The sequence below is a fragment of the Mycobacterium sp. URHB0044 genome, from assembly GCF_000620625.1.
GTDB lineage: Bacteria > Actinomycetota > Actinomycetes > Mycobacteriales > Mycobacteriaceae > Mycobacterium.
In genome coordinates, this window is the sequence record NZ_JIAW01000009.1 from 33,023 (window position 1) to 56,730 (window position 23,708).

The 23,708-nt window shown below is 68.0% G+C and carries 23 protein-coding genes; 8 read left to right on the top strand and 15 right to left on the bottom strand.

Going from position 1 to position 23,708, the window contains the following annotated elements:
• Window position 1: 1 nt before the first annotated feature.
• Window positions 2–868 carry a hypothetical protein gene (locus tag N536_RS0119050; RefSeq protein ID WP_029115067.1) on the bottom strand — a complete coding sequence of 289 codons (867 nt, stop codon included), beginning with the start codon at window positions 866–868 and terminating at the stop codon, window positions 2–4.
• An 84-nt stretch (window positions 869–952) separates the two neighbouring features.
• On the opposite strand from N536_RS0119050, the gene N536_RS38885 reads away from it, so the two are divergent.
• Window positions 953–2,272 (top strand): glycosyltransferase family 87 protein, encoded by a 1,320-nt coding sequence (locus tag N536_RS38885; protein WP_051574617.1) that lies wholly within the window; start codon window positions 953–955, stop codon window positions 2,270–2,272.
• Here the strand turns inward: N536_RS38885 and N536_RS0119060 are convergent.
• From N536_RS0119060 to N536_RS0119080, 5 genes are all read right to left on the bottom strand, one after another.
• Complete coding sequence (locus tag N536_RS0119060; protein WP_029115068.1) at window positions 2,269–2,997, bottom strand: 1-acyl-sn-glycerol-3-phosphate acyltransferase; 729 nt, start codon at window positions 2,995–2,997, stop codon at window positions 2,269–2,271. The genes N536_RS38885 and N536_RS0119060 overlap by 4 nt on opposite strands.
• A gap of 96 nt (window positions 2,998–3,093) precedes the next feature.
• On the bottom strand, window positions 3,094–3,489 hold the full coding sequence (locus tag N536_RS0119065) for a hypothetical protein (protein ID WP_029115069.1): 396 nt from the start codon (window positions 3,487–3,489) through the stop codon (window positions 3,094–3,096).
• Window positions 3,486–4,766: an ArsA family ATPase gene (locus N536_RS0119070; protein ID WP_231514578.1), complete on the bottom strand. Its 1,281-nt coding sequence runs from the start codon at window positions 4,764–4,766 to the stop codon at window positions 3,486–3,488. Before N536_RS0119070 ends, N536_RS0119065 begins: the two co-directional genes overlap by 4 nt.
• Window positions 4,763–5,200, bottom strand: coding sequence for an SRPBCC family protein (locus tag N536_RS0119075; protein WP_029115071.1), 438 nt, complete (start codon window positions 5,198–5,200; stop codon window positions 4,763–4,765). The genes N536_RS0119070 and N536_RS0119075 overlap by 4 nt, the downstream gene beginning before the upstream one ends.
• An 83-nt stretch (window positions 5,201–5,283) precedes the next feature.
• The gene (locus tag N536_RS0119080; RefSeq protein WP_029115072.1) at window positions 5,284–5,673 is read right to left on the bottom strand and encodes a hypothetical protein; all 390 of its coding nucleotides are present in this window, start codon (window positions 5,671–5,673) and stop codon (window positions 5,284–5,286) included.
• A 99-nt stretch (window positions 5,674–5,772) separates the two neighbouring features.
• On the opposite strand from N536_RS0119080, the gene N536_RS0119085 reads away from it, so the two are divergent.
• Window positions 5,773–7,581 (top strand): long-chain fatty acid--CoA ligase, encoded by a 1,809-nt coding sequence (locus N536_RS0119085; protein WP_029115073.1) that lies wholly within the window; start codon window positions 5,773–5,775, stop codon window positions 7,579–7,581.
• Here N536_RS0119085 and N536_RS0119090 read toward each other — a convergent pair.
• The 4 genes from N536_RS0119090 to N536_RS0119105 form a co-directional block, all read right to left on the bottom strand.
• Complete coding sequence (locus N536_RS0119090; RefSeq protein ID WP_029115074.1) at window positions 7,578–8,720, bottom strand: glycosyltransferase family 4 protein; 1,143 nt, start codon at window positions 8,718–8,720, stop codon at window positions 7,578–7,580. The two genes, N536_RS0119085 and N536_RS0119090, sit on opposite strands and share 4 nt — an antisense overlap.
• 10 nt (window positions 8,721–8,730) lie before the next feature.
• Window positions 8,731–9,564: a peptidase gene (locus N536_RS0119095; RefSeq protein WP_029115075.1), complete on the bottom strand. Its 834-nt coding sequence runs from the start codon at window positions 9,562–9,564 to the stop codon at window positions 8,731–8,733.
• Window positions 9,533–10,672, bottom strand: coding sequence for a peptidoglycan hydrolase RipC (ripC, locus tag N536_RS0119100; RefSeq protein ID WP_029115076.1), 1,140 nt, complete (start codon window positions 10,670–10,672; stop codon window positions 9,533–9,535). The genes N536_RS0119095 and ripC overlap by 32 nt, the downstream gene beginning before the upstream one ends.
• 149 nt (window positions 10,673–10,821) lie before the next feature.
• Window positions 10,822–11,052 (bottom strand): hypothetical protein, encoded by a 231-nt coding sequence (locus N536_RS0119105; RefSeq protein WP_029115077.1) that lies wholly within the window; start codon window positions 11,050–11,052, stop codon window positions 10,822–10,824.
• Between the two features lie 92 nt (window positions 11,053–11,144).
• Between N536_RS0119105 and N536_RS0119110 the strand changes: the two genes are divergently transcribed.
• Complete coding sequence (locus N536_RS0119110; protein WP_029115078.1) at window positions 11,145–12,959, top strand: DEDD exonuclease domain-containing protein; 1,815 nt, start codon at window positions 11,145–11,147, stop codon at window positions 12,957–12,959.
• Here N536_RS0119110 and trpD read toward each other — a convergent pair.
• A complete protein-coding gene (gene trpD, locus N536_RS41620; RefSeq protein ID WP_029115079.1) occupies window positions 12,943–14,001 on the bottom strand; it encodes an anthranilate phosphoribosyltransferase in 1,059 nt (352 codons plus the stop codon). The genes N536_RS0119110 and trpD overlap by 17 nt on opposite strands.
• Window positions 14,002–14,115: 114 nt before the next feature.
• On the opposite strand from trpD, the gene N536_RS0119120 reads away from it, so the two are divergent.
• Genes N536_RS0119120 through N536_RS0119135 form a run of 4 tightly spaced genes read left to right on the top strand, consistent with a single transcriptional unit; the run spans window position 14,116 to window position 18,441 of the window.
• Complete coding sequence (locus N536_RS0119120) at window positions 14,116–14,727, top strand: heme-copper oxidase subunit III (RefSeq protein ID WP_036437000.1); 612 nt, start codon at window positions 14,116–14,118, stop codon at window positions 14,725–14,727.
• Entirely contained in the window at window positions 14,724–15,545 is an 822-nt protein-coding gene (locus N536_RS0119125) for a c-type cytochrome (protein WP_197040178.1), read from the top strand. The genes N536_RS0119120 and N536_RS0119125 overlap by 4 nt, the downstream gene beginning before the upstream one ends.
• A complete protein-coding gene (locus tag N536_RS0119130; protein ID WP_029115082.1) occupies window positions 15,542–16,774 on the top strand; it encodes a ubiquinol-cytochrome c reductase iron-sulfur subunit in 1,233 nt (410 codons plus the stop codon). Before N536_RS0119125 ends, N536_RS0119130 begins: the two co-directional genes overlap by 4 nt.
• A complete protein-coding gene (locus tag N536_RS0119135; RefSeq protein ID WP_029115083.1) occupies window positions 16,771–18,441 on the top strand; it encodes a ubiquinol-cytochrome c reductase cytochrome b subunit in 1,671 nt (556 codons plus the stop codon). Before N536_RS0119130 ends, N536_RS0119135 begins: the two co-directional genes overlap by 4 nt.
• Before the next feature lie 38 nt (window positions 18,442–18,479).
• Here N536_RS0119135 and N536_RS0119140 read toward each other — a convergent pair whose 3' ends face one another.
• From N536_RS0119140 to N536_RS0119155, 4 genes are all read right to left on the bottom strand, one after another.
• Window positions 18,480–19,118 carry a DUF2561 family protein gene (locus tag N536_RS0119140; RefSeq protein ID WP_029115084.1) on the bottom strand — a complete coding sequence of 213 codons (639 nt, stop codon included), beginning with the start codon at window positions 19,116–19,118 and terminating at the stop codon, window positions 18,480–18,482.
• Entirely contained in the window at window positions 19,118–19,924 is an 807-nt protein-coding gene (locus N536_RS0119145; RefSeq protein WP_029115085.1) for an MmpS family transport accessory protein, read from the bottom strand. The genes N536_RS0119140 and N536_RS0119145 overlap by 1 nt, the downstream gene beginning before the upstream one ends.
• Before the next feature lie 160 nt (window positions 19,925–20,084).
• Window positions 20,085–20,504, bottom strand: coding sequence for a cytochrome c oxidase subunit 4 (locus N536_RS0119150; RefSeq protein WP_029115086.1), 420 nt, complete (start codon window positions 20,502–20,504; stop codon window positions 20,085–20,087).
• A gap of 9 nt (window positions 20,505–20,513) precedes the next feature.
• The gene (locus N536_RS0119155; protein WP_029115087.1) at window positions 20,514–21,545 is read right to left on the bottom strand and encodes a cytochrome c oxidase subunit II; all 1,032 of its coding nucleotides are present in this window, start codon (window positions 21,543–21,545) and stop codon (window positions 20,514–20,516) included.
• Window positions 21,546–21,750: 205 nt separating this feature from the next.
• Here N536_RS0119155 and asnB point away from each other — a divergent pair, with 205 nt between their 5' ends.
• Window positions 21,751–23,706, top strand: a complete 1,956-nt coding sequence (asnB, locus tag N536_RS0119160) for an asparagine synthase (glutamine-hydrolyzing) (protein ID WP_029115088.1) — start codon at window positions 21,751–21,753, stop codon at window positions 23,704–23,706.
• Window positions 23,707–23,708: the final 2 nt, after the last annotated feature.

The window sequence follows — 23,708 nt, forward strand, 5'->3', positions numbered from 1 at the left end:
CTCAGGCCACCTCCACGCTGTTGGAGCGCGGCGGCGCAGGGGCGGCGTGGATCTCGCGGTCGAGTTCCTTGTCGACCTCGGCGTCGTCGGGGAACTTGGGCATCCCCGAAACCGCGTCCTGCAGCCACAGCTTGGCCTGAATCACGGGGCGACGCAGCCACCGTTCCCGCTCCAACGCCTTGTGCATCTTGCGCGGCCGGCTGGTGTAGCGCCAGCGCGCCCACGGTGCGTGCGGCCGTGACAGCCGGATCGCGCCGACGAACAGCAGAGGGGTGATGAACATGCCGACCAGTCCCGTCCACACCTTGCCCTTGAACAGCACGACGACGGCCAGCATCAGGGTGAATACGGCCAGCAGCACGACCGACGTCCGTGCGAGCACCGAGTGGTCGTTCTGCCAGATGCCGATGTCGAAGAACGACAGCGGATTGAAACCCAGCATCAGCAGTCCTGCGACGGCGATCGCGGCGAACACCGCGTCCACCGACGTGCGTCCGTCCTCGGCCCAGTACACGTCCGAGAGGTGCAGGATCAGGGCGAACTCGTCGAGGACGAGGGCGGCGCCGATGCCGAACAGGATGGCGGCGCCCGTAAATTCGGGTACTCCCCCGTTGACGGCCAGCGTCACCATGGTGACGCCGGAGATCATGACCAGCACCACGCCGATCACCGCGTGGTGGATGTGCACGCCGCCGTGACCCATGTTGCGCGGCTGCCACCACTTGTGCGGAGCGTCGCTGCCGGCGTGGGCGCGGATGTAGCGGACGATGGTTCGCGTCACGAAGAACGTGAGGATGAATGCAATCAGACAACACAGCAGCGGCAGCCGGTCGCGCGTGATGAAGTCCAGCTGGATGCTCAGATGCACGGTGGAAACTTACGCCGACCTGCGGGCGTGGCGGAACCGATGGTGCCCGACTCGCCGGGACGCCCCGATAGGCTGTTTGGCGAAATGAGTATTTTGCGCGCCCCGGAGCGGGCGCAGGTGTGGTCCACCGTCGGCTGGCGGCTGTTCCAGCTGCTTACGTTGGCCGCGCTGGCGTGGGCGGGCTGGCGCTTGCTTCTCGATGCGCCGTACCGCATCGACATCGACGTGTATCGGATGGGCGGGCGCGCCTGGCTGGACGGTGCGCCGCTGTACAGCGACGGCACCATGTTCCATACCGTGGCCGGCCTGGACCTGCCCTTCACGTATCCGCCGCTGGCCGCGATCGTCTTCGCACCGTTCGCGTGGTTGTCGCTTTCAGCCGCGGGCGCCACCATCACGGTGATCACGTTGCTGCTGTTGATCGTGTCGACGTGGATCGTGCTGACGCGGCTGCGGGTGTGGGAGCGCTCCGCCATCGGGTCGGCGTGGCTGCGGCGCAGCTGGCTCGCGGCGGCGATCGTGGCCCCCGCGGTGATCTACCTCGAGCCGATCCGGTCGAACTTCGACTTCGGTCAGATCAACGTCGTGCTGATGACGCTGGTGATCGCGGACTGCGTCCCACGCCGTACGCCGTGGCCCCGCGGGCTGCTGCTCGGAGTGGCGATCGCACTGAAGCTCACCCCGGCGGTGTTCCTGCTGTACTTCCTGCTGCGCCGGGACACCAGGGCCCTGCTGGTATCGGCGGCCTCGGTGGTGGTGGCCACGCTGATTGGGTTCGTGCTCGCCTGGCGCGACTCCTTCCAATATTGGACGCACACGGTGCACGACACCGGCCGGATCGGCACGGCGACACTGAACACCAACCAGAACATCGCGGGCATGCTGGCGCGGCTGGGTCTCGGCGACACCGCCCGCTTCGTGTTGTGGGCACTGGCCTGTGTCGCGGTGTTGGGGTTGGTGGTCTGGGCGGCGCGGCGGGTGCTCGCCGAGGCCGGACCCGACGGCTCGGATCAGGCAGGCAGCGGCGAGGCCGCAGTGCTTGCCCTGATCTGCGTCGCGATGTTCGGACTCGTCGTATCGCCGGTGTCGTGGTCACACCATTGGGTGTGGGTGCTGCCGACGGTCGTGGTGACCGTCGTCGTTGCCTTCCGGCACCGCAACGTCGCCCTGGCGGCGCTCACGGCGGTGGGCCTGGCCTTGATGGTGTGGACGCCGATCACCTTGATGCCCGAACATCACGAAACCTCCGCGCCGCTGTGGCGACAGCTGGCGGGTGGTTCGTATCTGTGGTGGGCGCTCGCCGTGATCGCGGTGATCGGCTCGGCCGCCGGGGCCGTCAGCGGGCGCCGGGACCGGACGCGCGGACCTGCCCGCGCCGCGGCACCCGTGGTGGCGGCGAACTAACCGGCCGCTGCGGTGGGCATGCGGGATGGCGGCTTGCCATCGGTCGTGCCGGTCGTGCTCTCCTTGACGTCGGCCGCGTACAGGTCGACGTACTCCTGACCGGACAACTGCATCAGCTCGTACATCACCTCGTCGATGACGGCCCGTTCGATGAAGCGGTTGCCTGCCAGTCCCTCGAACCGGGAGAAGTCCATCGGCTTGCCGATCCGCACCTCGACCCGGCCGAACCGCCACATCTTGGTGCCGGGCGGGTTGACCACGTCGGTGCCGACCATGGCCACGGGGATGACCGGAACGCCGGTCTCCAGCGCCAACCGGGCCAGGCCCGTCTTGCCCTTGTACAACCGGCCGTCGGGTGACCGGGTGCCCTCCGGGTACATGCCGAGCAGCTTGCCTTGACCCAGGATGCGCTGGGCGGTGTTCAGCGCGGCCTGCGCGGCGTCGGCGTCGGCACGGTCGATCGGCACCTGTCCGGCAGCGGTGTAGAACCAGCGTTGAAACCACCCACTGAGCCCGGTGCCGGTGAAGTACTCGGCCTTCGCCAGGAAGGTGATTCTGCGCTTGACCACCAGCGGTAGGTAGAAGCTGTCGGCAACGGCTAGGTGGTTACTGGCGAGGATGACGGCGCCGGAGTCCGGAACATATTCCAGCCCTTGAACTTTCGGGCGGCCCAACAACGACAGCAGCGGTCCCATGAAGACGTATTTGAACAGCCAATACCACATCGAACCTCCCGCGTCGGGCGCCCGGACGGTGCCCTGCGACAACTTTACCCACGCGTTGCGGCGTCGACCACGCAGACCACGGTCCAGCGGCGCAGGTCACTCCTCGACGGTGACGGGGATGTGCTGATATCGGCCGGGGCCCGTCGGGGGCGGCCCGTCGTCCGGCGGCTGCGGCCCGGACGGGGGCTCGTCGGACGGCTGAGGCGGTTCGGGCGGTTCGGGTGGTTCGGTGGCACCGGCACTCTCCGCCATGGCGCGCACGACCGCCAACAGTGCGACGCTGTGCTCTGCGATCACGGTCAGCAACGGGTGCTGTTCGCCATTCACCAGTGCTGCCAGCGCACACACCGGGCACCACACCTGCTGGCACTTGCCGGCACCGCCGGCAGTCGCACGCATGGCCGCCAGTCGCACGGCGGGATCGAGTCGGTCCAGGATGGCCTGCGCGAGCTGGCGCAGTTCGGGACCAATGTCGGGGTGAGAGCCACTCACCGCGGCCACACCTCCGGATCTGGTCGAAAACGCACCGTCAGTTCACTGCCACGCAATTGGGCGTCCATCACGATGCATCGCCGCAGGACGGACGCCAACCGAACCCGTCGCCGCATGCCACCGGCACCGATGATCAGATCGTCGTCGACCCGGCCCAGCGTCAGTGCGCCGGAATCGACCTGCGGCAACTCTAGCCGCAACCGGTATACCGCATCGAGCCCAGATCCTGATTCGCGGTCGACGACGGGCCGCAGCGGTCCTGGCGGCGGCGATCCGCCGCGATGGCGCGCACTGTCGAGCAGCTCGGCAAGCGCCTTGGCACCGATCGGCTCGCCGGCCAGGTGGGGCACCAGCACCAGCTTGACGTCACCGATGGCGGCATCGAGTTCCTCGAGCACGGCGCGCTGCTCGGTGATCCGCTCGGCGTACCAGTCGAAGGCGGGATGCTCGGGAAGGTTGCGGTACTCATACGAATCATCCTGAAGCAGAACTTGATTCACGATGAGTTCTTCGACGGAGACGCCCATCAGTGCAAGCGAACCCAGGGTGCGGGCCGCCTCCGCGGCCACTACGCGTTCGGGAGTGAGCACCAGGTGGGCGCCGACGCGCGAGCCATCGACCAGCAGGGAACCAAGTTTCTCCATGCCGGTGCTGATTCGCTCGAGCAACTCGGCGAGGCCGGCTGACTGGATGTCGTCGGTCGCCAGCGACAGCCGGCGGTGCCGCGGCCAAGCCCGCTCGAGGTAGAGGGCGAACGTCGCGGGCAGGGTGAGCATGCGCATCGCGTCGGCCGTCGAGGCGCAATCGACGACGACGTGGTCCCACCGGCCCAACGCGGCGAGCTCTCCCACCTCGTGCAGGCCCAGCACCTCCTGAATCCCAGGCAATGCCGAAAGTTCCTCCGGCGCAATGTCTCCCAGGTCGGACTCGGGGAATCTGGCGGCGAGGACCCCGCCAACTTCTCGCCAGCGAACCTCCAGCAGCGCCAGGGTGTCCAGCGCCAGGGCATCGAGACGGCCGCCGCCGGCGTCCGGGTCGTCGGCCAGCACCGGGGTCGGCGCCCGCTCACCGGTAGGTGTGATCGTGGTCCCCAGCACGTCACCCGTCGAATGCGCCTGATCGGTCGACACGATCAGCACCCGCTGCCCGCTTCGGGCGTCGCGCACGGCGGTGGCGGTGGCCAGCGTGGACTTGCCTACCCCGCCCTTGCCGACGAAGAGACTGATCCGGGCGGCGGAGCGTCCTGGACCGGCCGCTTCGGGATCACTGGGGATCACTCAGCCTCGACTCGTTTCTTGAGGTCCTTCAGTGCGGTGTCGGTGAGCCTGCGCTCGGCCTTGCGCTTGAGCAGACCGATCATCGGAATGACCAGGTCGACGGACAGCTCGTAGGTGACGTCGGTGCCAGAACCCTTGGGCGACAGTCGGTATGCGCCGTCGAGCGCCCTGAGCAGGGAACTCGACACCAGCGACCATGTGACCGACTTGTGGTCTGATGGCCAGTCATAGGCCAGCACCATGGTGTCCTTGAGCACCGCGGCGTCGAGCACCAGCCGCGCCTTGCTCGGAAAGCCCTCGCCGTCCACGTCGAGGACCTCGGTCTCCTTGTACTCCGCCACCCAGTCGGGATACGAGCCGATGTCGGCGATGACGTCCATGACCGTCGCCGGGTCGGCATCGATGTAGATCGTCTGCGCAGTCTTGTCCGCCACTGTTCTCTTCCCAGGTTGCTCGGTGCGCTGAAGGGCCCCTCAGGTCAGAAATGTACCCGCCCCGCGACAGGCCACACCGATTATCAGGCCAGCCGGGAGACCCCGACCGGGCGCCTTTCCTCGAGTTTCCGCTTCACCTCGAAGGCCATTCGCTTGCCAGCTACCCGGCGCCGATGGTTCATCTTGGCCAGGTTCATCCGCGCCAGCTCCCATGCGGCCGCACCCGAGGGCTCCGCATGGAGGAAGTAATGCAGCACGACGCCGTCCATGACGGCCTCCAGCCAAATCTCCATGGTTCCGGTCAACGCGCCGGTCACCGTCCAGCGGTGCCCCATCGGACCGCGATCCTCGATCACCGTCAGCCGCAGATCGGGCCACCACTGCCGCCAGTTGGCGCGATCGGCGATGGCCCTGCCCACGTCGAGCGGGTCGGCGCAGACGAATGTCTCGTCGGCGATTTGAATGCTGTTCATCGCCCTTCAGCTTCACACACGAGGCACCGCAGGCGGCAGTGGGCAGCCGACTAGGCTGAACTCAGGCAAAGCCGCTGCCACCGTCGAGAGGCCAGGACCGTGCACGAGTTGAGTGTTCCCGCGTCGTTCACCGTCGGCGACCGCGACAACGCCGTCAGCTCCGTCTTCTCCCACGAGCGCGACGATCCGGACCACGTGATCATGCAGCGGATGGTCGACGGGTCGTGGTCGGATGTCACGGCCGCCCAGGTCGCCGCCCAAGTGCGTTCGACCGCATTGGGTTTGATCGCCGAAGGGGTCCGCGCGGGCGATCGGGTCGCGGTGCTGTCCGCCACCCGCTACGAGTGGCCGATCATCGACTTCGCCATTCTCGCCGTCGGCGCCGTCACCGTGCCGATCTACGAGACGTCCTCGGCCGAGCAGGTGCGCTTCGTGCTTGGCGACTCGGGTGCCGTGGTGGCGTTCGCCGAGACCGACGCCCACGCCGACAAGATCGAACAGCTCAAGGGCGACCTGCCCGACCTGCGCAAGGTGTTGCGCATCGACGGGTCCGACCAGGCGGCGCTCGACGAACTCGCCGAGACCGGCAGTGCGACCGATCCCGCTGAGCTGGACGCCCGGCTGTCGGCGATCAAGTCGTCCGATGCCGCGACCCTGATCTACACCTCGGGCACCACCGGTAGGCCGAAGGGCTGCCAGTTGACGCACTCCAACCTGCTGCACGAGATGCGCGGCGCCAAGGCCTGCTTCCCGTCGTTGCTCGCCAAGGGCGAGAAGATGCTGGTCTTCCTGCCGCTGGCGCACGTGCTGGCTCGGGCCATCACCGTCGCTGCCTTCGACAACAAGGTGACGCTCGGCTTCACCAGCGACATCAAGAACCTGGTGCCCACGTTCGGCGTCTTCAAGCCGACGCTGGTGGTCTCCGTCCCCCGGGTGTTCGAGAAGGTCTACAACACCGCTGAGCAGAACGCCCGCAACGATGGCAAGGGCCGGATCTTCGAGATCGCGGCGAACACGGCGATCGAGTGGAGTGAGGCTCAGGAGACCGGCGGGCCCGGCCTGGTGCTCAAGCTCAAGCATGCGCTGTTCGACCGGCTGGTCTACGGCAAGCTGCGTGCCGCGCTGGGCGGCGACTGCAACGCCGCCATCTCCGGGGGCGCTCCGCTGGGCGCCCGCCTCGGGCACTTCTACCGCGGTGTGGGCCTGACCATCTACGAGGGCTACGGGCTGACCGAGACCAGCGCCGCCATCACGGTCAATCGGGTCGGTGACGTCAAGGTCGGGTCGGTCGGAAAGTTGTTGCCCGGCAACAGCATGCGCATCAACGACGATGGCGAGCTGTTGGTCAAGGGCGGCGTGGTGTTCGGCGGCTACTGGCACAACGACGAGGAGACCAACGCGGTGTTCTCGGACGGTTGGTTCCACACCGGCGACCTCGGGGCGATCGACGACGCCGGCTTCCTGACCATCGTCGGGCGCAAGAAGGAGATCATCGTGACGGCAGGCGGCAAGAACGTCGCCCCGGCGCTGCTCGAGGACCGGCTGCGGGCCCACCCGCTGATCAGCCAGGCGATGTGTGTCGGCGACGGCGAGCCCTTCATCGCCGCGCTGATCACCATCGATCCGGAGGCGTTCCCCGGCTGGAAGTCGCGCAACGGCAAGGATGCCGGGGCATCGGTCGGCGACCTCGCCGAGGACCCCGACCTGATGGCCGAGGTCGACTTGGCCGTCAAGGAGGCCAACCAGGCGGTGTCGAAGGCCGAGGCGATCCGCAAGTTCCGGATCCTGGCGGTCGACTTCACCGAGGACACCGGCGAGCTCACCCCGACGATGAAGGTCAAGCGCAAGGTCGTGGCGGAGAAGTTCGCCAGCGACATCGCCGCGCTCTACGCGAAGACGTCGGCCTAGCCCGTCAGCAGTTCGCCGAGGCGCTGCGCCTTGGTACGCCACTGCCAGTTGTCGACCACCCATCGCCGGCCTGCCGCGCCCATCCGGGCGGCTCGATCCGGATCGGCCAGCACGTCGCCGACCGCGGCCGCGACGGCGCCGACGTCCCACCCGTCGACCACCAGTCCGGTCTCGCCGTCGACGACCGACTCGGGCGCACCGCCGGACCGGCCCGCCACCACGGGTACCCCGCACGCCGACGCCTCCAGATAGACGATGCCGAGGCCCTCGACGTCCAGTCCCGCGCCGCGGGTCCGGCATGGCATCGCGAACACGTCCGCCATCGCGTGATGTGCGGGCAGCTCGTCGCTCGGGATTCCGTCGGTGAACACCACGTGCTCGGCGACGCCGAACTGGTGAGCCAACCGGTGCAACGTGGTGCGGTGTGGTCCACCGCCGACGATCACCAGGGCGGCGCCGGCGATCCGCTGCCGGATGGCAGGCAGCGCGCGGATCAGCATGTCCTGGCCCTTGCGGGGCACCAGGCGCGACACGCACACGATGACGGGCCGATCGCCGAGACCGTAGCGCGACCGCATCTCCGCGCGCGCCACCGAGTTGGGCTCGAATCGGTCCGTGTCGACACCGGGCGGGAGGTGTTCCAGCGCGGCCCGCGGCCCGAACGCCGAGGCGAACCTGTCCCGGGTGTAGTGGCTGATGAACGTCACCACGTCGGTGTCGTTTCCGATGCGCCGCAGCGCCGTTCGCGCCAGCGGCAGCATCGACCAGCCCACCTCGTGCCCGTGTGTGCTCGCGATCACCCGACTCGCGCCTGCGTCGCGCGCCAGCGGGGCGAGTAGGGCCAGGGGCGCGGCGGCGCCGAACCAGACGGTGTCCACGCCCCGGCGGGCGATCAGCCGGCGCATCCGCATCGCCACCGACGGTTCGGGCACCATCAACGACGTCGGGTGACGCACCACCTCGTAACCTTGTGCGGCTGCCCGGGCGTCGAAGGCTTCACAGCCCTTCCACTTCGGCGCATACACCGCCAGCGTGTGGTTGCTCGCCTTGACCACTTCACCGACCAGGTTCTCCAGGTACGACTGGATGCCGCCCGGTCGCGGCGGAAAGTCATTGGTCACCAGCAGGATTCGGGCCATCGCGGTCAGGCTAGCCGCTCAACCACTGCCGCCACGCGGCGGCCACCTGAGGCAGGTCCTCGCCGAGGGTGTCGCGTACTGCCGTCTCGACGTCGCGGTGACCGGGCCCGCACGCCGCCAGGTACAGCCTGCGCAGGGCCGGCGTCCCGTACCGGTCCGCGACGAAGCGGCTGAACCACCACGCCCGGTCGTAGGCCAGCGACCGCGTCGCGCCCGCGGTGTCGAGGTCGGCGTCGGTCGGCAGCCGGGCCAGATCAGCGGCCCGCTCGGGACCGGGCCGTGGCTGGGGTGGCCGGCCGACGTAGTCGGCGACTCCTTCGGTGAGCCATCGTGGCGCATCGACGGCAGTGTCGGCGCGCGCCGCGTAGTGGAAGAGTTCGTGACGCACGACGATCCGCAGCGCCCCGTCGCTCATCGCTGCCGCGCCCGGCGCGAACACGATCCGCTCGGGTGTGGTCGCCGCGGCGATGTCGGAGCCACCGCCGCCCATGGCGGCGAACTCCTCGTCGGTGCCGGTCGCCACGATCTCGATGTCACGGCGCCAGCCGTCGCCCCAGAACGCGGTGACGGCGTCAGCGGCGGTGTCGAGTTCGGCGGCGATGCGGGCGGTCAGTGCGGCGGACCGGGCGCCACCCAGGGGCAGCAGGGTGGCGCTGCGACCGTCGCGCAACACGAGGGTCTGCGCAGCCAGCGCCGGGGCACTCGAGGTGACGGGCGGCGCCGGCGGTGGCGCGGTCGCCGCCGCCGGACGCAGAAGCAGCGCGAGGGCGATGATCAGCTCGACGACAAGCAGGGTGCCCAGTAACGGGCGGTTAGTACCGGCGGACGTTGTGGATCGGCGCATTGTTCACCGGGGCGACACGAACCGGTGTCCCGTAGGTGGAGGCATGCACCATCATGCCGTCCCCGATGTAGATGCCCACGTGTGAGGCGTCGGAGTAATAGGTGACGAGGTCGCCGGGCTGCATCTGGTCCATCGACACCGGCTGGCCGCCCTGCGCCAGCGCCTGGCTCGAGTGCGGGAGCGATACGCCGGCCTGCTGGAAGGCCCACATCACCAAACCGGAGCAGTCGAACGCGCCTGGCCCCGACGCACCCCACGAGTAGGGCGAGCCGATCCGGGTCAGCGCCGCCTGAACGGCGACCATGCCCTCGGCTCCAGGGCCGCCGGGCTCGGGGAGCACGGCTCCCTCCGGCGGTGCGATGTCGCCACCGGGTGCGGCGGCCAGCACCTCGGGACCACCGTCGCCGGGCGGGACGGCTTCTGGTGCCGGTGCCGGAGCGGGCGCCGGCGGAATGGCCGCGAGTGCCTCGCGTTGGGCGGGAGTGAGTGCCGTGTACTGAGACTTGACGACGGCGATCTGTACTTGCAGCTTGCTTTGCTTGGATTGCAAGTCGGCGCGCACTGCGGCGGCCTGCTCGGCGGCGGTCTTGGCATCGGCGGCCGACTTGGCGGACGCCGCTTCGGCATTGGCGGCCTGCACGCTGGTGGTCTGGAAGTTGTGCATCTGCACCGACATCTCGGTGGCCATCACCCGCTGCACCGCAAGTTGGTCGATCAAGCCCTGCGGCGACGAGGCAGTCAACATGGCGTCGAGGCCGGCTGTGCGGCCGCCCATGTACTGTGCCGCAGCAACCCTGTCGACGGAGCTTTGGAACGTTGCCAGCTGCGCCTTGGCCGAATCCGCTGCGGCCATGTCGGCAGCATGCTGCGCGTCGGCGGCCTGCTGCGCTGCCACCTTGTCCTTCAAATCGAGCTGCGCCGAGTGCATGGCCTCGGTGGTTTCCTCGGCCTGCCGAGACAGCTCGTTCATCTTTGCCAGCGCGTCGTCGGCCGGGTCCGCCTGCACACTTCCGGCGAGGACTCCGCCGAAGACCATCAGACCGGCTATCGCACCGATGACGGATCGTCGAATTCCACTCGTGCTCCCGTGCGTGCGGTCAAGCCTCAAGATTTGCGTCCTTCAACTGCCGTTGCGAGCCGTCGAACTGCTCTTAGGTCTCAAGTAGGTTACGAAACGGCATCGGTCTTGTCCAACAGGAGACGCAAATTTAACAGTCGCCCGGGAATAAATTTCGCTGTCCCGAGCGGCGCGTGTCGTCAAGCGACTCCTGATTGACCCCCGCGGTGAATCGGCACCAGCCGCAAGCGTGGGGCCAACCCTACGTCAGCCAGTACCTCGAGTGCACGCCGCTCGTCATCCATCAGCGTTTCGGGCACGCCGAGCAAGACACTGATCACACAGTCCTTGCAGCCGGGCCCGCGAACCGCGCAGTCGTCGCAATCGATCACGACGCTGCCGTCGTCCTTCGGTTCCTCGCGTTGCACCATTGGGAGCACTCCTTACCTTCCGTTTGATCGCACGCTAACGACACGCACCGACAAATCACATCGATGTCAGTCGCCGGCCCTACGGTCACGGCATGGGTCAAGGCCTCGTCGACGCCGCGGAGGGACAGCTGGCGTTCGACATGGACGAGGTCTTGCTTCGCGACACCACGTTCGTGGTCGTCGACCTGGAGACCACGGGCGGGCGGGCATCCGAATCCGCGCCGGGGCGTCACGACCACGACCAGATCACCGAGATCGGTGCGGTCAAGGTGCGGGGCGGGGTGGTGCTCGGCGAGCTGGCCACCCTGGTCGACCCAGGCCGGGCGATCCCGCCGCAGATCGTCGCGCTCACGGGCATCACGACGGCGATGGTGTGCGACGCCCCCCGCATCGAATCGGTGCTGCCGTCGTTTCTGGAGTTCTCCCGCGGCGCGGTCCTGGTGGCGCACAACGCCGGCTTCGACATCGGGTTCCTGAAGGCGGCAGCCAAGCGATGCCAGCTCGTCTGGCCGCAGCCGCCGGTGCTGTGCACCGTCAAGCTGGCGCGCCGGGTGCTCACCCGCGACGAGGCGCCAAGCGTGCGGCTGTCCGCGCTGGCGCAGTTGTTCGGTGCGGCCACCACCCCGAACCACCGAGCGCTCGAGGACGCCCGTGCCACGGTCGACGTACTGCACGGGTTGATCGAGCGCATCGGCAATCAGGGCGTGCACTCCTTCACCGAACTGCGTTCCTATCTACCGGACGTCAGTCCCGCGCAGCGCAGCAAGCGGCACCTGGCCACCACCGTGCCGCACCGGCCAGGGGTGTATCTGTTCCGTGGGCCTGCCGACGAGGTGCTCTACGTCGGCACCGCGGTCGATCTCCGGCGGCGGGTCAGTCAGTACTTCAACGGTGCCGACCCGCGCACCAGGATGAAGGAGATGGTGGCGCTCGCCACCCGCGTCGACCACGTCGAGTGCGCGCACGAACTCGAGGCCGGGGTGCGGGAGCTACGGCTGCTGGCAGCCCACGCGCCGCCCTACAACCGGCGTTCGAAGTTTCCGCTCCGGTGGTGGTGGGTGGTGCTCACCGATGAGCCCTTCCCGCGTTTCTCGGTGGTGCGGGCCCCCAAGCACGACCGCACCGTCGGTCCGTTCCGGGTGCGTGCCGACGCCATCGAGACGGCGGAGTTGTTGGCCCGGTTCACCGGCGTCCGCACGTGCACCGCACGCCTGGCCCGCTCGGCGCTGCACGGGCCACGCTGCGTCGAGCGGGAGCTGTCGCCGTGTCCGGCACCGCGTGACGCCGCAGTCGACGAGTACGCCGCCGGTCCGGTGCGCGCCGAACGCCTCATCGCCGGCGAAGACGTCGCGGCCCTGTCCGAGGCTCTCGCGCACATCGACGAGTTGGCGGCCGCCGGCCGCTACGAGACCGCGGCCCGGCTGCGCGACCATGCCGTGACGGCCATCGATGCGCTGTGGCGTGGTCAGCGGCTGCGTGCCCTGACGGCCGTCGAGGAACTGGTGGCCGCCCGCCCCGACGGCAGCGGCGGCTGGCAGTTGGTGGTGATCCGACGCGGGCAGTTGGGCGCGGCGGGCAACGCACGACGTGGGGTTCCGCCCATGCCCGTGGTCGACGCGATTTGTGCTGGGGCGCAAGCCATTCTGCCCGCCGCGGCGCCGCTCGGCGGGGCGATCGTCGAGGAGACGACGCTCATCGCCCGATGGCTCGCACAGCCGGGCGTGCGGATCGTGCGGGCTCAATCCGGGTATGCGACGCCACTCGCCGCGGCGGGACGGTATGCCGAGTGGGCTGCCCTGGCACGGTCGGCGCGAATCGCCGCCGAGCAAGCCGTCGGCGAGGACTACGACGTTCTGTACGGGCCGCGGACGACCCCTCGCCCCGTCGTGCTCAGAGCTTCTGGGTGAAGCGAGCCCAGCGCGCCAGCAGCTGTTCGGCCGCGCCCGAGTCGATCGCTTGAGTGGCGCGCGCCAGCCCGGCCTCCCAGGCCGGCACCCACTTGGCGTCGCTGGCCAACCCGGCGTGCGCCACCATCGCGCCTGCCGCGTTGAGCACCACCGCATCTCGCACCGGCCCCGTGGCGCCGCCGAACACCTCGCGGACCGACGCGGCGTTGGCCTCGGCGTCACCGCCCATCAGCTCGCGCAGGTCAGCTCGCTTGAACCCGAAGGCGGCAGGGTCGAACGTCAACCGCTCGACGGTGCCCGCCTGCACGCGCCAGATGGTGCTGGTGGTGGTCGTCGTCAGCTCGTCGAGACCGTCGTCGCCGTGCACCACCAGGACGCTGGACCCGCGGGTCGCGAATACGCCGGCCATCACCTCGGCGAGTTCACCCCACGCGCAGCCGATCAGCCCGGCCCGTGGCGCGGCCGGATTGGTCAGCGGCCCAAGCAGATTGAACACCGTCGGCACGCCGATCTCACGGCGCACCACGGCCGCGTGCCGGTAGGACGGATGGAACTGCGGAGCGAAGGCGAATCCGATGCCGACCTCGGCCACGCTGCGGGCGACCTGGTCGGGTCCGAGATCGATCCGGACGCCGAGCGCCTCGAGCGTGTCGGCACCGCCGGAGAGCGACGACGCCGCCCTGTTGCCGTGCTTGACGACGGGGATCCCGCTGGCCGCGACCACGATCGAGGCCATGGTGGACAGGTTGACGGTGTTTGCTCCGTCTCCCCCGGTCCCGACCACGTCGACCGCGTCGGCGCCGATCGCGCCGGGGGGCACGCGCCTGGCGTGGCGCAGCATCACGTCGGCCAGTTCGGTCACCTCGGCCGACGTCGGACGCTTCATCTTCATGGCCACCGCGAAGCCGGCGATCTGGGCGGGCGTCGCGGACCCCGTCATGATCTGATCCATCGCCCAGGCGGCTTGCCCGGTCGCGAGCGCCTGATTGGTGGTCAGGCGGCCCAGAATCTGAGGCCAGGTGGGGGTTTCGTCGGATGCCACGCGGGTGAGCCTAGCCGTCGGCTCTCGCGGCGCCCCCGCTCACCGGAACCGGAAAACGACGAATCTCCCGACCCGGGTGGAGTTAATCAACTACAAAGCGTCATACTTCTTATTGTGACGAGTGCTGTAGGGACCTCGGGAACCGCGATCACCTCGCGCGTGCATTCGCTGAACAGACCGAACATGGTCAGTGTCGGCACCATAGTCTGGCTTTCCAGCGAATTGATGTTCTTTGCTGGGCTGTTCGCCATGTACTTCACTGCACGCGCCCAAGCTGCCGGCGACTGGCCGCCGCACCCCACCGAACTGAACCTGGTTCAGGCGGTGCCGGTGACGCTGGTGCTCATCGCATCGTCGTTCACCTGCCAGATGGGTGTGTTCGCCGCCGAGCGTGGTGACGTCTACGGGCTGCGGCGCTGGTACGTCGTGACCTTCCTGATGGGCCTGTTCTTCGTGCTCGGCCAGGCGTACGAGTACTACCACCTGGTCACCCACGGCACGACCATCCCGGGCAGCGCCTACGGGTCGGTCTTCTACCTGGCCACCGGTTTTCACGGCTTGCACGTCATCGGCGGTCTGGTCGCCTTCATCTTCCTGCTGGCGCGAACCCGGATGAGCAAGTTCACCCCGGCGCAGGCCACCGCCGCGATCGTCGTGTCGTACTACTGGCACTTCGTCGACATCGTGTGGATCGCCTTGTTCGCGACCATCTACTTCGTTCGATGAGAAGGGGTTCGATGACCAGCAAGTCCCGCCGTCGACTGCGTCGACGCCTGTCGGCAGCGCTGCTGCTGCTGATCGGACTCGCAGTTGCCGGAGGCATGGCGTCGATCCTGACGCCGCAGCCGCAGGTCGCGGTCGCCGACGAGTCCCAGCTCTCGCTGGTCCGTACCGGCAAGCAGCTGTTCGAGACCTCGTGCGTGACGTGCCACGGCGCCAACCTTCAGGGTGTGCCGGACCGCGGGCCCAGCCTGATCGGCACCGGCGAAGCCGCCGTGTACTTCCAGGTGTCGACCGGTCGCATGCCCGCGATGCGCGGCGAGGCGCAGGCTCCGCGCAAGGACCCGATCTTCGACGAGCACCAGATCGACGCACTCGGCGCCTACATCCAGGCCAACGGCGGCGGACCGACGGTCCCCCGCGACGCGAACGGTCAGGTGTCGGAGCACTCGTTGTTGGGTGACGACGTCGCCCGCGGCGGCGACCTGTTCCGGCTCAACTGCGCGTCGTGCCACAACTTCACCGGCAAGGGCGGCGCACTGTCGTCGGGCAAGTACGCGCCCGACCTCGCCGACGCCCAGCCCGCGCAGATCTACACCGCGATGCTGACCGGCCCCCAGAACATGCCCAAGTTCGGTGACCGGCAGCTGAGCCCTGAGGAGAAGCGCGACATCGTCGCCTACGTCCGTGAGGCGTCCGAGACGCCCAACCCGGGCGGCTACGGCCTCGGCGGCTTCGGCCCGGCGCCGGAGGGCATGGCGGCATGGATCATCGGGATGGTCGCCGTCATCGGGGTGGCCATGTGGATTGGATCGCGAGCATGAGCGACATTACGAAAGACGATGCGCCGCAAGGCCATCCAAAGGGAACCGATGTCCCGGGCCACGCCGGCGTACCGGGTCAACCGACGGACGCCGAACTGGCGGAGATGTCGCGCGAAGAACTGGTCGCACTCGGCGGCAGGATGGACGGCGTCGAGACCGTCCTGAAGGAGCCGCGCTGGCCGGTCGAGGGCACCAAGGCCGAGAAGCGCGCCGAGCGAACGGTGGCCTACTGGCTGCTGTTCGGCGGCCTCGCGGGTCTCGCGCTGTTGGTGATCTTCCTGTTCTGGCCGTGGGAGTACAAGCCCTACGGGTCCGAGGGCGAGTTCATCTACTCCTTGGCCACCCCGCTGTACGGCGTCACCTTCGGGCTGTCGATCCTGGCCATCGGCATCGGTGCCGTGCTCTACCAGAAGAAGTTCATCCCCGAGGAGATCTCGATCCAGGAGCGTCACGACGGCTCCTCCCCCGAGATTCAACGCAAGACGGTCGCCGCCAATCTGACCGACGCGCTCGAGGGGTCGACCATCAAGCGGCGCAAGCTGATCGGCCTTTCCCTCGGCGTCGGACTCGGCGCCTTCGGACTCGGTACGGCCGTCGCCTTCATCGGCGGCATGATCAAGAACCCGTGGAAGCCGGTCGTGCCCACCGCCGACGGCAAGAAGGCGGTCCTGTGGACGTCCGGTTGGACCCCACGCTTCCACGGCGAGACCATCTTCATGGCGCGGGCCACCGGTACCCCTGGCGAGTCTCCGTTCGTCAAGATGCGGCCCGAGGACATCGACGCGGGCGGCATGGAGACGGTGTTCCCCTGGCGCGAATCCGACGGTGACGGCACCACGTTCGAGTCGCACGAGAAGTTGACCGAAATCGCGATGGGCGTGCGCAACCCCGTCATGCTGATTCGCATCCGCCCGGAGGACGAGCCACGCGTCGTCAAGCGAAAGGGCCAGGAGAGCTTCAACTTCGGCGCTCTCTACGCCTTCACCAAGGTGTGCTCGCACCTCGGCTGCCCGTCGTCCCTCTACGAGCAGCAGACGTACCGCATCCTGTGCCCGTGCCACCAGTCGCAGTTCGACGCCCTGCACTTCGCGAAGCCGATCTTCGGCCCGGCTGCACGCGCACTGGCCCAACTTCCGGTAACCATCGACAAGGATGGGTACCTGGTGGCCAACGGTGACTTCATCGAACCCGTCGGACCGGCATTCTGGGAACGGAATTCAATGTCATGAGCCCAAAACTTGCAGAAATGGCAGCGGCGCAAGGCGATGCGATCGACTCGCGCTACCACCCGTCGGCGGCGGTGCGTCGACAGCTCAACAAGGTCTTCCCGACGCACTGGTCGTTCCTGCTCGGGGAGATCGCGCTCTACAGCTTCATCGTCCTTCTCCTCACCGGCACGTACCTGACGCTGTTCTTCGACCCGTCCATGGCCGAGGTCACCTACCACGGCGTGTATCAGCCGCTGAACGGCGTGCAGATGTCGAGGGCGTATGCGACGACACTCGACATCAGCTTCGAGGTGCGCGGCGGGCTGTTCGTGCGCCAGATCCACCACTGGGCGGCCCTGCTGTTCGCGGCGTCGATCATGGTGCACCTGGCGCGCATCTTCTTCACCGGCGCGTTCCGCCGGCCCCGTGAGGCGAACTGGGTGATCGGGTCGATCCTGTTGATCCTGGCCATGTTCGAGGGCTACTTCGGCTACTCGCTCCCCGACGACCTGCTGTCCGGCACGGGTCTGCGGGCCGCGTTCTCCTCGATCACACTGGGCATGCCGGTGATCGGCACCTGGCTGCACTGGCTGCTGTTCGGCGGCGACTTCCCCGGCGAGATCATCATCCCGCGGCTCTACGCCCTGCACATCCTGCTGATCCCCGGCATCATGCTGGCGCTCATCGGTGCGCACCTGGCGCTGGTGTGGTTCCAGAAGCACACCCAGTTCCCCGGCCCGGGGCGTACCGAGAAGAACGTCGTCGGCGTGCGCGTGATGCCGGTCTTCGCGGTGAAGTCCGGCGCGTTCTTCGCCATGACCGTCGGCATCCTCGGCCTGATGGGCGGCCTGCTGCAGATCAACCCGATCTGGCAGCTGGGTCCCTACAAGCCCTCACAGATCTCGGCGGGCAGCCAGCCCGACTTCTACATGATGTGGACCGACGGCGTCGCGCGACTCTGGCCGGCGTGGGAGTTCTATCCGTTCGGCCACACCATCGGCCAGTCGGTGTGGGTGGCGCTGATCATGGGCTTGGTCTTCGTGCTGCTGGTCATCTACCCGTTCATGGAGAAGAAGTTCTCCAAGGACACCGCCCACCACAACCTGTTGCAGCGCCCGCGTGACGCACCGGTCCGCACCGCGATCGGCGCGATGGCGACCGCCTTCTACATCGTGCTGACGTTCGCGTGCATGAACGACATCATCGCGTTGAAGTTCCACATCTCGCTGAACGCGACCACGTGGATCGGCCGCATCGGCATGGTGGTGCTGCCCGCGATCGTCTACTACATCACCTACCGGTGGTGTGTCGGCTTGCAGCGCAGCGACCGCGCGGTGCTCGAGCACGGCATCGAGACGGGCATCCTCAAGCGGCTGCCGCATGGCGCGTACATCGAGCTGCATCAGCCGCTCGGCCCGGTCGACGACCACGGCCACCCGATCCCGCTCGAGTACCAGGGCGCTCCCCTGCCCAAGCGGATGAACAAGCTGGGCTCCGGCGGCGCGACCGGGTCCGGCAGCTTCCTCACCGCCGACCCGACCTCGGAGAGCGACGCACTCGCCGCGGCGGCGCACGCCACCGAGCGCAAGGCGATCACGGCACTCAAGGAGTACCAGGACGAGGAGCACGGCTCGGGCAACGGGCAGGCTTCCGGCAACGGGCACGGCTCGTCGAACGGTCATCACTGACCGTTCGGCGGGACCGTTACCGCGGAATGCGCTGGCCGTCAGGCCAATACGTCGCGTAGCTGCTTCAGGAAGAACCACGGGAGCGCGGGCATCGCCACCGTGACGAGGCCGGCAGCGCCGTAGAGCGCCCATGCAGCCGTGTCGCTCTCGGTCGCCATGAGATAGGTGCCGACGGCGATCAGGGTCGTCGCCGCGCCGATCGCGGCCGCAGTGGCGGCCGAGCAGCGCAGCCACACCTGATCCACCGCGGCGGTCGGGAAGCCCACCCGGCTGCTGGCCGGGGGCACCGGGTGGCGGCGGATCACCGGGCCACCGGTCGTGCGAAGCCTGGTCGTGGCGTCGACGGGATCACCGAATCCGGACTGCACCGGGACAACCGGGCGCGACGTGCTGCGCTGGGTGTCGCCCAGCGATGAGCGGCGGGCCCTGATCAGTAGCGGCACCGCGCCGATGATGACGGCGGCCGACACCCCGATGACGGTGTAGAGCAGCCACGGCGTGTCCGAATCCGGCGTGGAGGCGGTATGCCCGGCGCTGAGGTCCACCAGCGCCACGACGGCGGCCACCCCGGTTCCGAGCGCCGCCAACCACAGCGCGACGGCCGCGCCGACGAGGATCCGGTCGGTTTGATCAAGCGTGCCGGGATTCAACTTCGTCCGCCCAACGTCGTATGCCATTAGCAGCTGGTCTGCCAGTCGTTGTTGTTCTGCGAGGCGATCGTCTGACCGTCGCTCGTGGTGATCGAGCAGTTCAATTGGCTCAACCTCAAGAGGCTGGACGCCTGCACCGACCCGTACTCGGACATCGAGATCGGGGTCACCGTCAACGACCACGGGATGTACACGTTCTGTTGGGTGCGCTGGCGGCCGGAGGCGTCGGTGTACGTCACCGAGATGCGGTCCAGCGGTGCCTTCGTTCCGGTCACCGTGTAGGTGATGAAGCGGGGTCCGGCCGGCGCGGTCGTCGTTGCGGGCGGTGCGGCCGTCGCGGGCGGAGGTGGCGGCTCGGTCGCCGGGGGCGGCGGCGGAGGAGGCGGCTGCGTGACCGTGATCGTCTCCGGCGGCGGAGGCGGTGGCTCCTCGGTGGTGGGCGGTGGAGGCGGCGGCGGGGGTGGCGTCGTCGTCGTGGTGGTGATCTCGTCCTGTACCGGCGGGCCGGACGAGGTGCTCGTCGACGGTGTTGCCAGGTTGTCGCTGTCGGTGCGAGCCACCAGCACCGTCACGGACGTGACGAGCGCAATGGCGGCGACGATGGCGACCACGCCGACCACCCACGGCCATCGCGGCGGTTGTTGGTCGACGAGCTCGGTCGACGGTTCGAAGGTGTCGTAGTCGTAGAGCGCGGGATCTGGCGGTACGTATGGGCCGCTGAGGAACTGCTCGGACTCGGGGGCCGAGTACGCCCGCGAGTAGATCTCCGTCTCGCCCGTGCTGGTCTTGTCCTGGGCCGGTTCGTCCGGCTCGGGAGGATTCGGCCCGCTCATCTACGCCTGTCCTTCTCGACTGCCATTCGGCGCGACGCCACGTCTGAAAACCGTGACTGACCGTGCCCCGGCAACAGTACCCAACGCGAAGCTCGAGCGGATCTCGCGACGCGGAACGTCGATCAACTGACGCCCTTTTCGTGACCCCGCGCGCTGCGTATCAGTGCTTCTCGGGCCCGACGTAGTACTCGAACACCAGGCCGGCAGCCGACGCCAGCACGAACACCGCGCCCGCGCCGAGCAACCACGGCAGCCACAGTGCGACTCCGACCGCCGTCACCGACGCCGACAGCGCGATGAGCAGCGGCCACCAGCTGCCGGGGCTGAAGAACCCGAGCTCGCCTGCGCCGTCGGACACCTCGGCGTCTTCGTAATCCTCGGGTCGCGTGTCGAGGCGACGGGCGACGAACCGGAAGAACGTGCCGGTGATGAGCGTGAGGCCCGTGGTGAGCACCAGCGCGGTGGTGCCGGCCCACTCGACGCCGCCGTTGGCGTACAGCGCCGTCAAACCGCCGTACACCACGGTGGTCAGGGCGAAGAACGCGGTCAGGAACTCGAACAGCCTGGCTTCGATGTGCATTCGGTGTCCCTACTTACTCGCCTGGGGTGCCTGCTCACCGCGACGGGATTCGAACGGGTGCGTGGTGACGGCCTCGGCGGGAAGGCCGATGGCCTTCAGCGCGTCGGCGTTGGTCCCGTTCGGGTGATCCTCGCGGTATTGGAGGTAGGCCTTGAAGTCGTTCGGCTCCACGACGCGCACCTCGAAGTTCATCATCGAGTGATAGGTGCCGCACATCTCGGTGCAGCGACCGACGAAGGCGCCGGTCCGCTCGATGGTGCTGATCTGGAAGATGTTGTCCGAGTGGTTGGCCTTCGGGTTGGGCATGACGTCGCGCTTGAACAGGAACTCCGGCACCCAGAAACCGTGGATCACGTCGGCCGACGCGATCTGGAATTCGATGCGCTTGCCCTTGGGCAGCACCAGGATCGGGATCTCGGTGCTGGAGCCGACGGTCTCGATCTTGTCGAAGTTCAGGTAGGTGCGGTCCTCGGTGTTCCGGCCGCTCACCGGCCCGACCAATTCCTCGCCGTGAGCGTCGACGCCCTCGGGAACCGACCGCATCGATTCCTTGCGGGCGTTGTCGACGCCGTCGTAGTTCAGCGTGCCGTCGGTGAAGGCGATCTTCTGGTAGCCGAACTTCCAGTTCCACTGGAACGCCGTGACGTCGATGACGACCTCGGGGTTCGGATCCTTGTGCAGCATCTTCTCCTGCACCACCACGGTGAAGTAGAACAGCACCGAGATGATGAGGAACGGCACGACGGTGAGGACCAGTTCCAGTGGCATGTTGTAGCCGAACTGGCGGGGCAACTCGGTGTCGGTCTTCTTCTTGCGGTGGAACGCGCTGGTCCAGAAGATCAACGCCCACACGATCACGCCGACGACCAGTGAGGCGATCACCGAGCCGATCCACAGCTCGCGATTCAGCTTGCCCTCGGGGGTGATGCCGGTGGGCCAGCCGAGGCCGAGCGCCTCAGACCAGCTGCACCCGCTGAGCAGGAGCGTCGTCCCACCCAAAAGCACTGACAACGCGACCAATCGGAGCCCGCGAGCGGTCACGTTGGCGCCTCCTAGAAGTCGGTGAAGCTAGGCGAATACTACGCAGCGTAGACCACGCCCTGGGCCCTGAGCGAAGCGACCGGGGAATGTCACGGCGGGCAGGAGCGAAGCGACCGGGGAATGTCACGGCGGGCAGGAGCGAAGCGACCGGGGAATGTCACGGGTGCCGGTCTCGCCGCAGGTCGCCATTGGGCATACTGACGCAGTGTGCGGACTGCTGGCCTACCTGACCGATCCGTCCGGCACCAGTGGGCAGCAGGCGCCGTCCTCGCTGGTCGACGCCGTGTCGGGCGCCTCGCACCTGATGCGCCACCGCGGTCCCGACGAACCGGGCACGTGGGCGGACGACGAAACGGATCCCACCATCGTGCTGGGTTTCAACCGGCTGTCGATCATCGACATCGCACACAGTCACCAACCCCTGCGCTGGGGTCCGCCCGAGGCGCCGGACCGCTACGTGCTGGTGTTCAACGGCGAGATCTACAACTACCTGGAATTACGGGAAGAACTCGCCCGTGAGCACGGGGCCGTGTTCGCCACCGACGGCGACGGCGAGGCGATCGTCGCCGCCTATCACCACTGGGGCACCGACGCACTGACGCGGTTGCGGGGCATGTTCGCGTTCGCGCTGTGGGACACGGAAACCAGCGAGTTGCTGTGTGCGCGGGATCCGTTCGGCATCAAGCCGTTGTTCATGGCGACGGGCCCAGGCGGTACGGCGGTCGGCAGCGAGAAGAAGTCCCTGCTGGACCTGGCGCCCATCGCCGGCTTCGACCTCGACATCGACGAGCGGGCCGTGCAGCACTACACCGTGTTGCAATACGTGCCCGAACCGGAAACCCTGCACCGCGGCGTGCGGCGGCTCGAGTCCGGCAGCTACGTCCGCATCCGGCCGGGGCAGACGCCCGTGGCGACCCGGTACTTCGAGCCGCGATTCGCTGCGGTGCCGTTCATCGCGGGCGCCGAGCAGGACCGCTATGACGAGATCACGGCGGTGCTCGAGGATTCGGTGGCCAAGCACATGCGTGCCGACGTCACCGTCGGCGCATTCCTGTCCGGAGGCATCGACTCGACGGCCATCGCGGCGCTGGCCATGCGCCACAACCCGCGACTGATCACGTTCACGACGGGCTTCGAACGGGAGGGCTTCTCGGAGGTCGACGTGGCGGTCGCGTCCGCCGAGGCCATCGGGGCACGGCACGTGACCAAGGTGGTCAGTCAGGCCGAGTTCGTCGCGGCGCTGCCCGAAATCGTCTGGTATCTGGACGAACCCGTCGCCGACCCGGCTCTGGTGCCGCTGTACTTCATCGCCAGGGAGGCCCGCAAGCACGTCAAGGTCGTGCTGTCCGGCGAGGGCGCCGACGAGTTGTTCGGCGGCTACACGATCTACCGGGAACCGTTGTCGCTGCGGGCATTCGACTATCTGCCGCGGCCGGTGCGCCGTTCGCTCGGCAAGGCAAGCAAGCCTCTGCCCGACGGGATGCGGGGCAAGAGCCTGCTGCATCGCGGGTCCCTCACACTCGAGGAGCGCTACTACGGCAATGCCCGCAGCTTCTCCGATCAGCAGCTGCGGGCGGCGCTGCCCGGCTTCCGGCCGGAGTGGACGCACACCGACGTCACGGCACCGTTGTACGCGGCGTCCGACGGGTGGGATCCCGTCGCGCGCATGCAGCACGTCGATCTGTTCACCTGGTTGCGTGGCGACATCCTGGTCAAGGCCGACAAGATGACGATGGCCAATTCACTCGAGCTGCGGGTGCCGTTCCTGGACCCCGAGGTGTTCGCGGTGGCCAGCAAGCTGCCGTACGACCAGAAGATCACCCGGTCCACCACGAAGTACGCGCTGCGCCGGGCGTTGGAGCCGATCGTCCCCGCGCACGTACTAAACCGGCCCAAACTTGGCTTCCCCGTGCCGATCCGGCACTGGCTGCGTGCCGGTGAACTGCTCGACTGGGCATACGCGACGGTGGCGAGCTCGCAGGCGGGTCACCTGGTGGATCTCGCCGCCGTGCGCGTCATGCTCGACGAACACCGCCTCGGCGTCACCGATCACAGCCGCCGACTGTGGACGGTGCTCATCTTCATGCTGTGGCACGCGATCTTCGTCGAGCACAGCGTGACGCCTCTGATCGGCGAGCCCGACTACCCCGTGCAGGTCTGAGC

Bases quoted from the DNA above. Each gene is read 5' to 3' on its own strand.
- N536_RS0119125 (WP_197040178.1), top strand. From the start codon at position 14,724: ATGAGAAGGGGTTCGATGACCAGCAAGTCCCGCCGTCGACTGCGTCGA.
- N536_RS0119090 (WP_029115074.1), bottom strand. From the start codon at position 8,720: ATGGCCCGAATCCTGCTGGTGACCAATGACTTTCCGCCGCGACCGGGC.
- N536_RS0119080 (WP_029115072.1), bottom strand. From the start codon at position 5,673: ATGAACAGCATTCAAATCGCCGACGAGACATTCGTCTGCGCCGACCCG.
- N536_RS0119145 (WP_029115085.1), bottom strand. From the start codon at position 19,924: ATGAGCGGGCCGAATCCTCCCGAGCCGGACGAACCGGCCCAGGACAAG.
- N536_RS0119110 (WP_029115078.1), top strand. From the start codon at position 11,145: ATGGGTCAAGGCCTCGTCGACGCCGCGGAGGGACAGCTGGCGTTCGAC.
- N536_RS0119135 (WP_029115083.1), top strand. From the start codon at position 16,771: ATGAGCCCAAAACTTGCAGAAATGGCAGCGGCGCAAGGCGATGCGATC.
- N536_RS0119105 (WP_029115077.1), bottom strand. From the start codon at position 11,052: ATGGTGCAACGCGAGGAACCGAAGGACGACGGCAGCGTCGTGATCGAT.
- N536_RS38885 (WP_051574617.1), top strand. From the start codon at position 953: ATGAGTATTTTGCGCGCCCCGGAGCGGGCGCAGGTGTGGTCCACCGTC.
- N536_RS0119095 (WP_029115075.1), bottom strand. From the start codon at position 9,564: ATGCGCCGATCCACAACGTCCGCCGGTACTAACCGCCCGTTACTGGGC.
- N536_RS0119140 (WP_029115084.1), bottom strand. From the start codon at position 19,118: ATGGCATACGACGTTGGGCGGACGAAGTTGAATCCCGGCACGCTTGAT.
- N536_RS0119060 (WP_029115068.1), bottom strand. From the start codon at position 2,997: ATGTGGTATTGGCTGTTCAAATACGTCTTCATGGGACCGCTGCTGTCG.
- N536_RS0119150 (WP_029115086.1), bottom strand. From the start codon at position 20,504: ATGCACATCGAAGCCAGGCTGTTCGAGTTCCTGACCGCGTTCTTCGCC.
- N536_RS0119130 (WP_029115082.1), top strand. From the start codon at position 15,542: ATGAGCGACATTACGAAAGACGATGCGCCGCAAGGCCATCCAAAGGGA.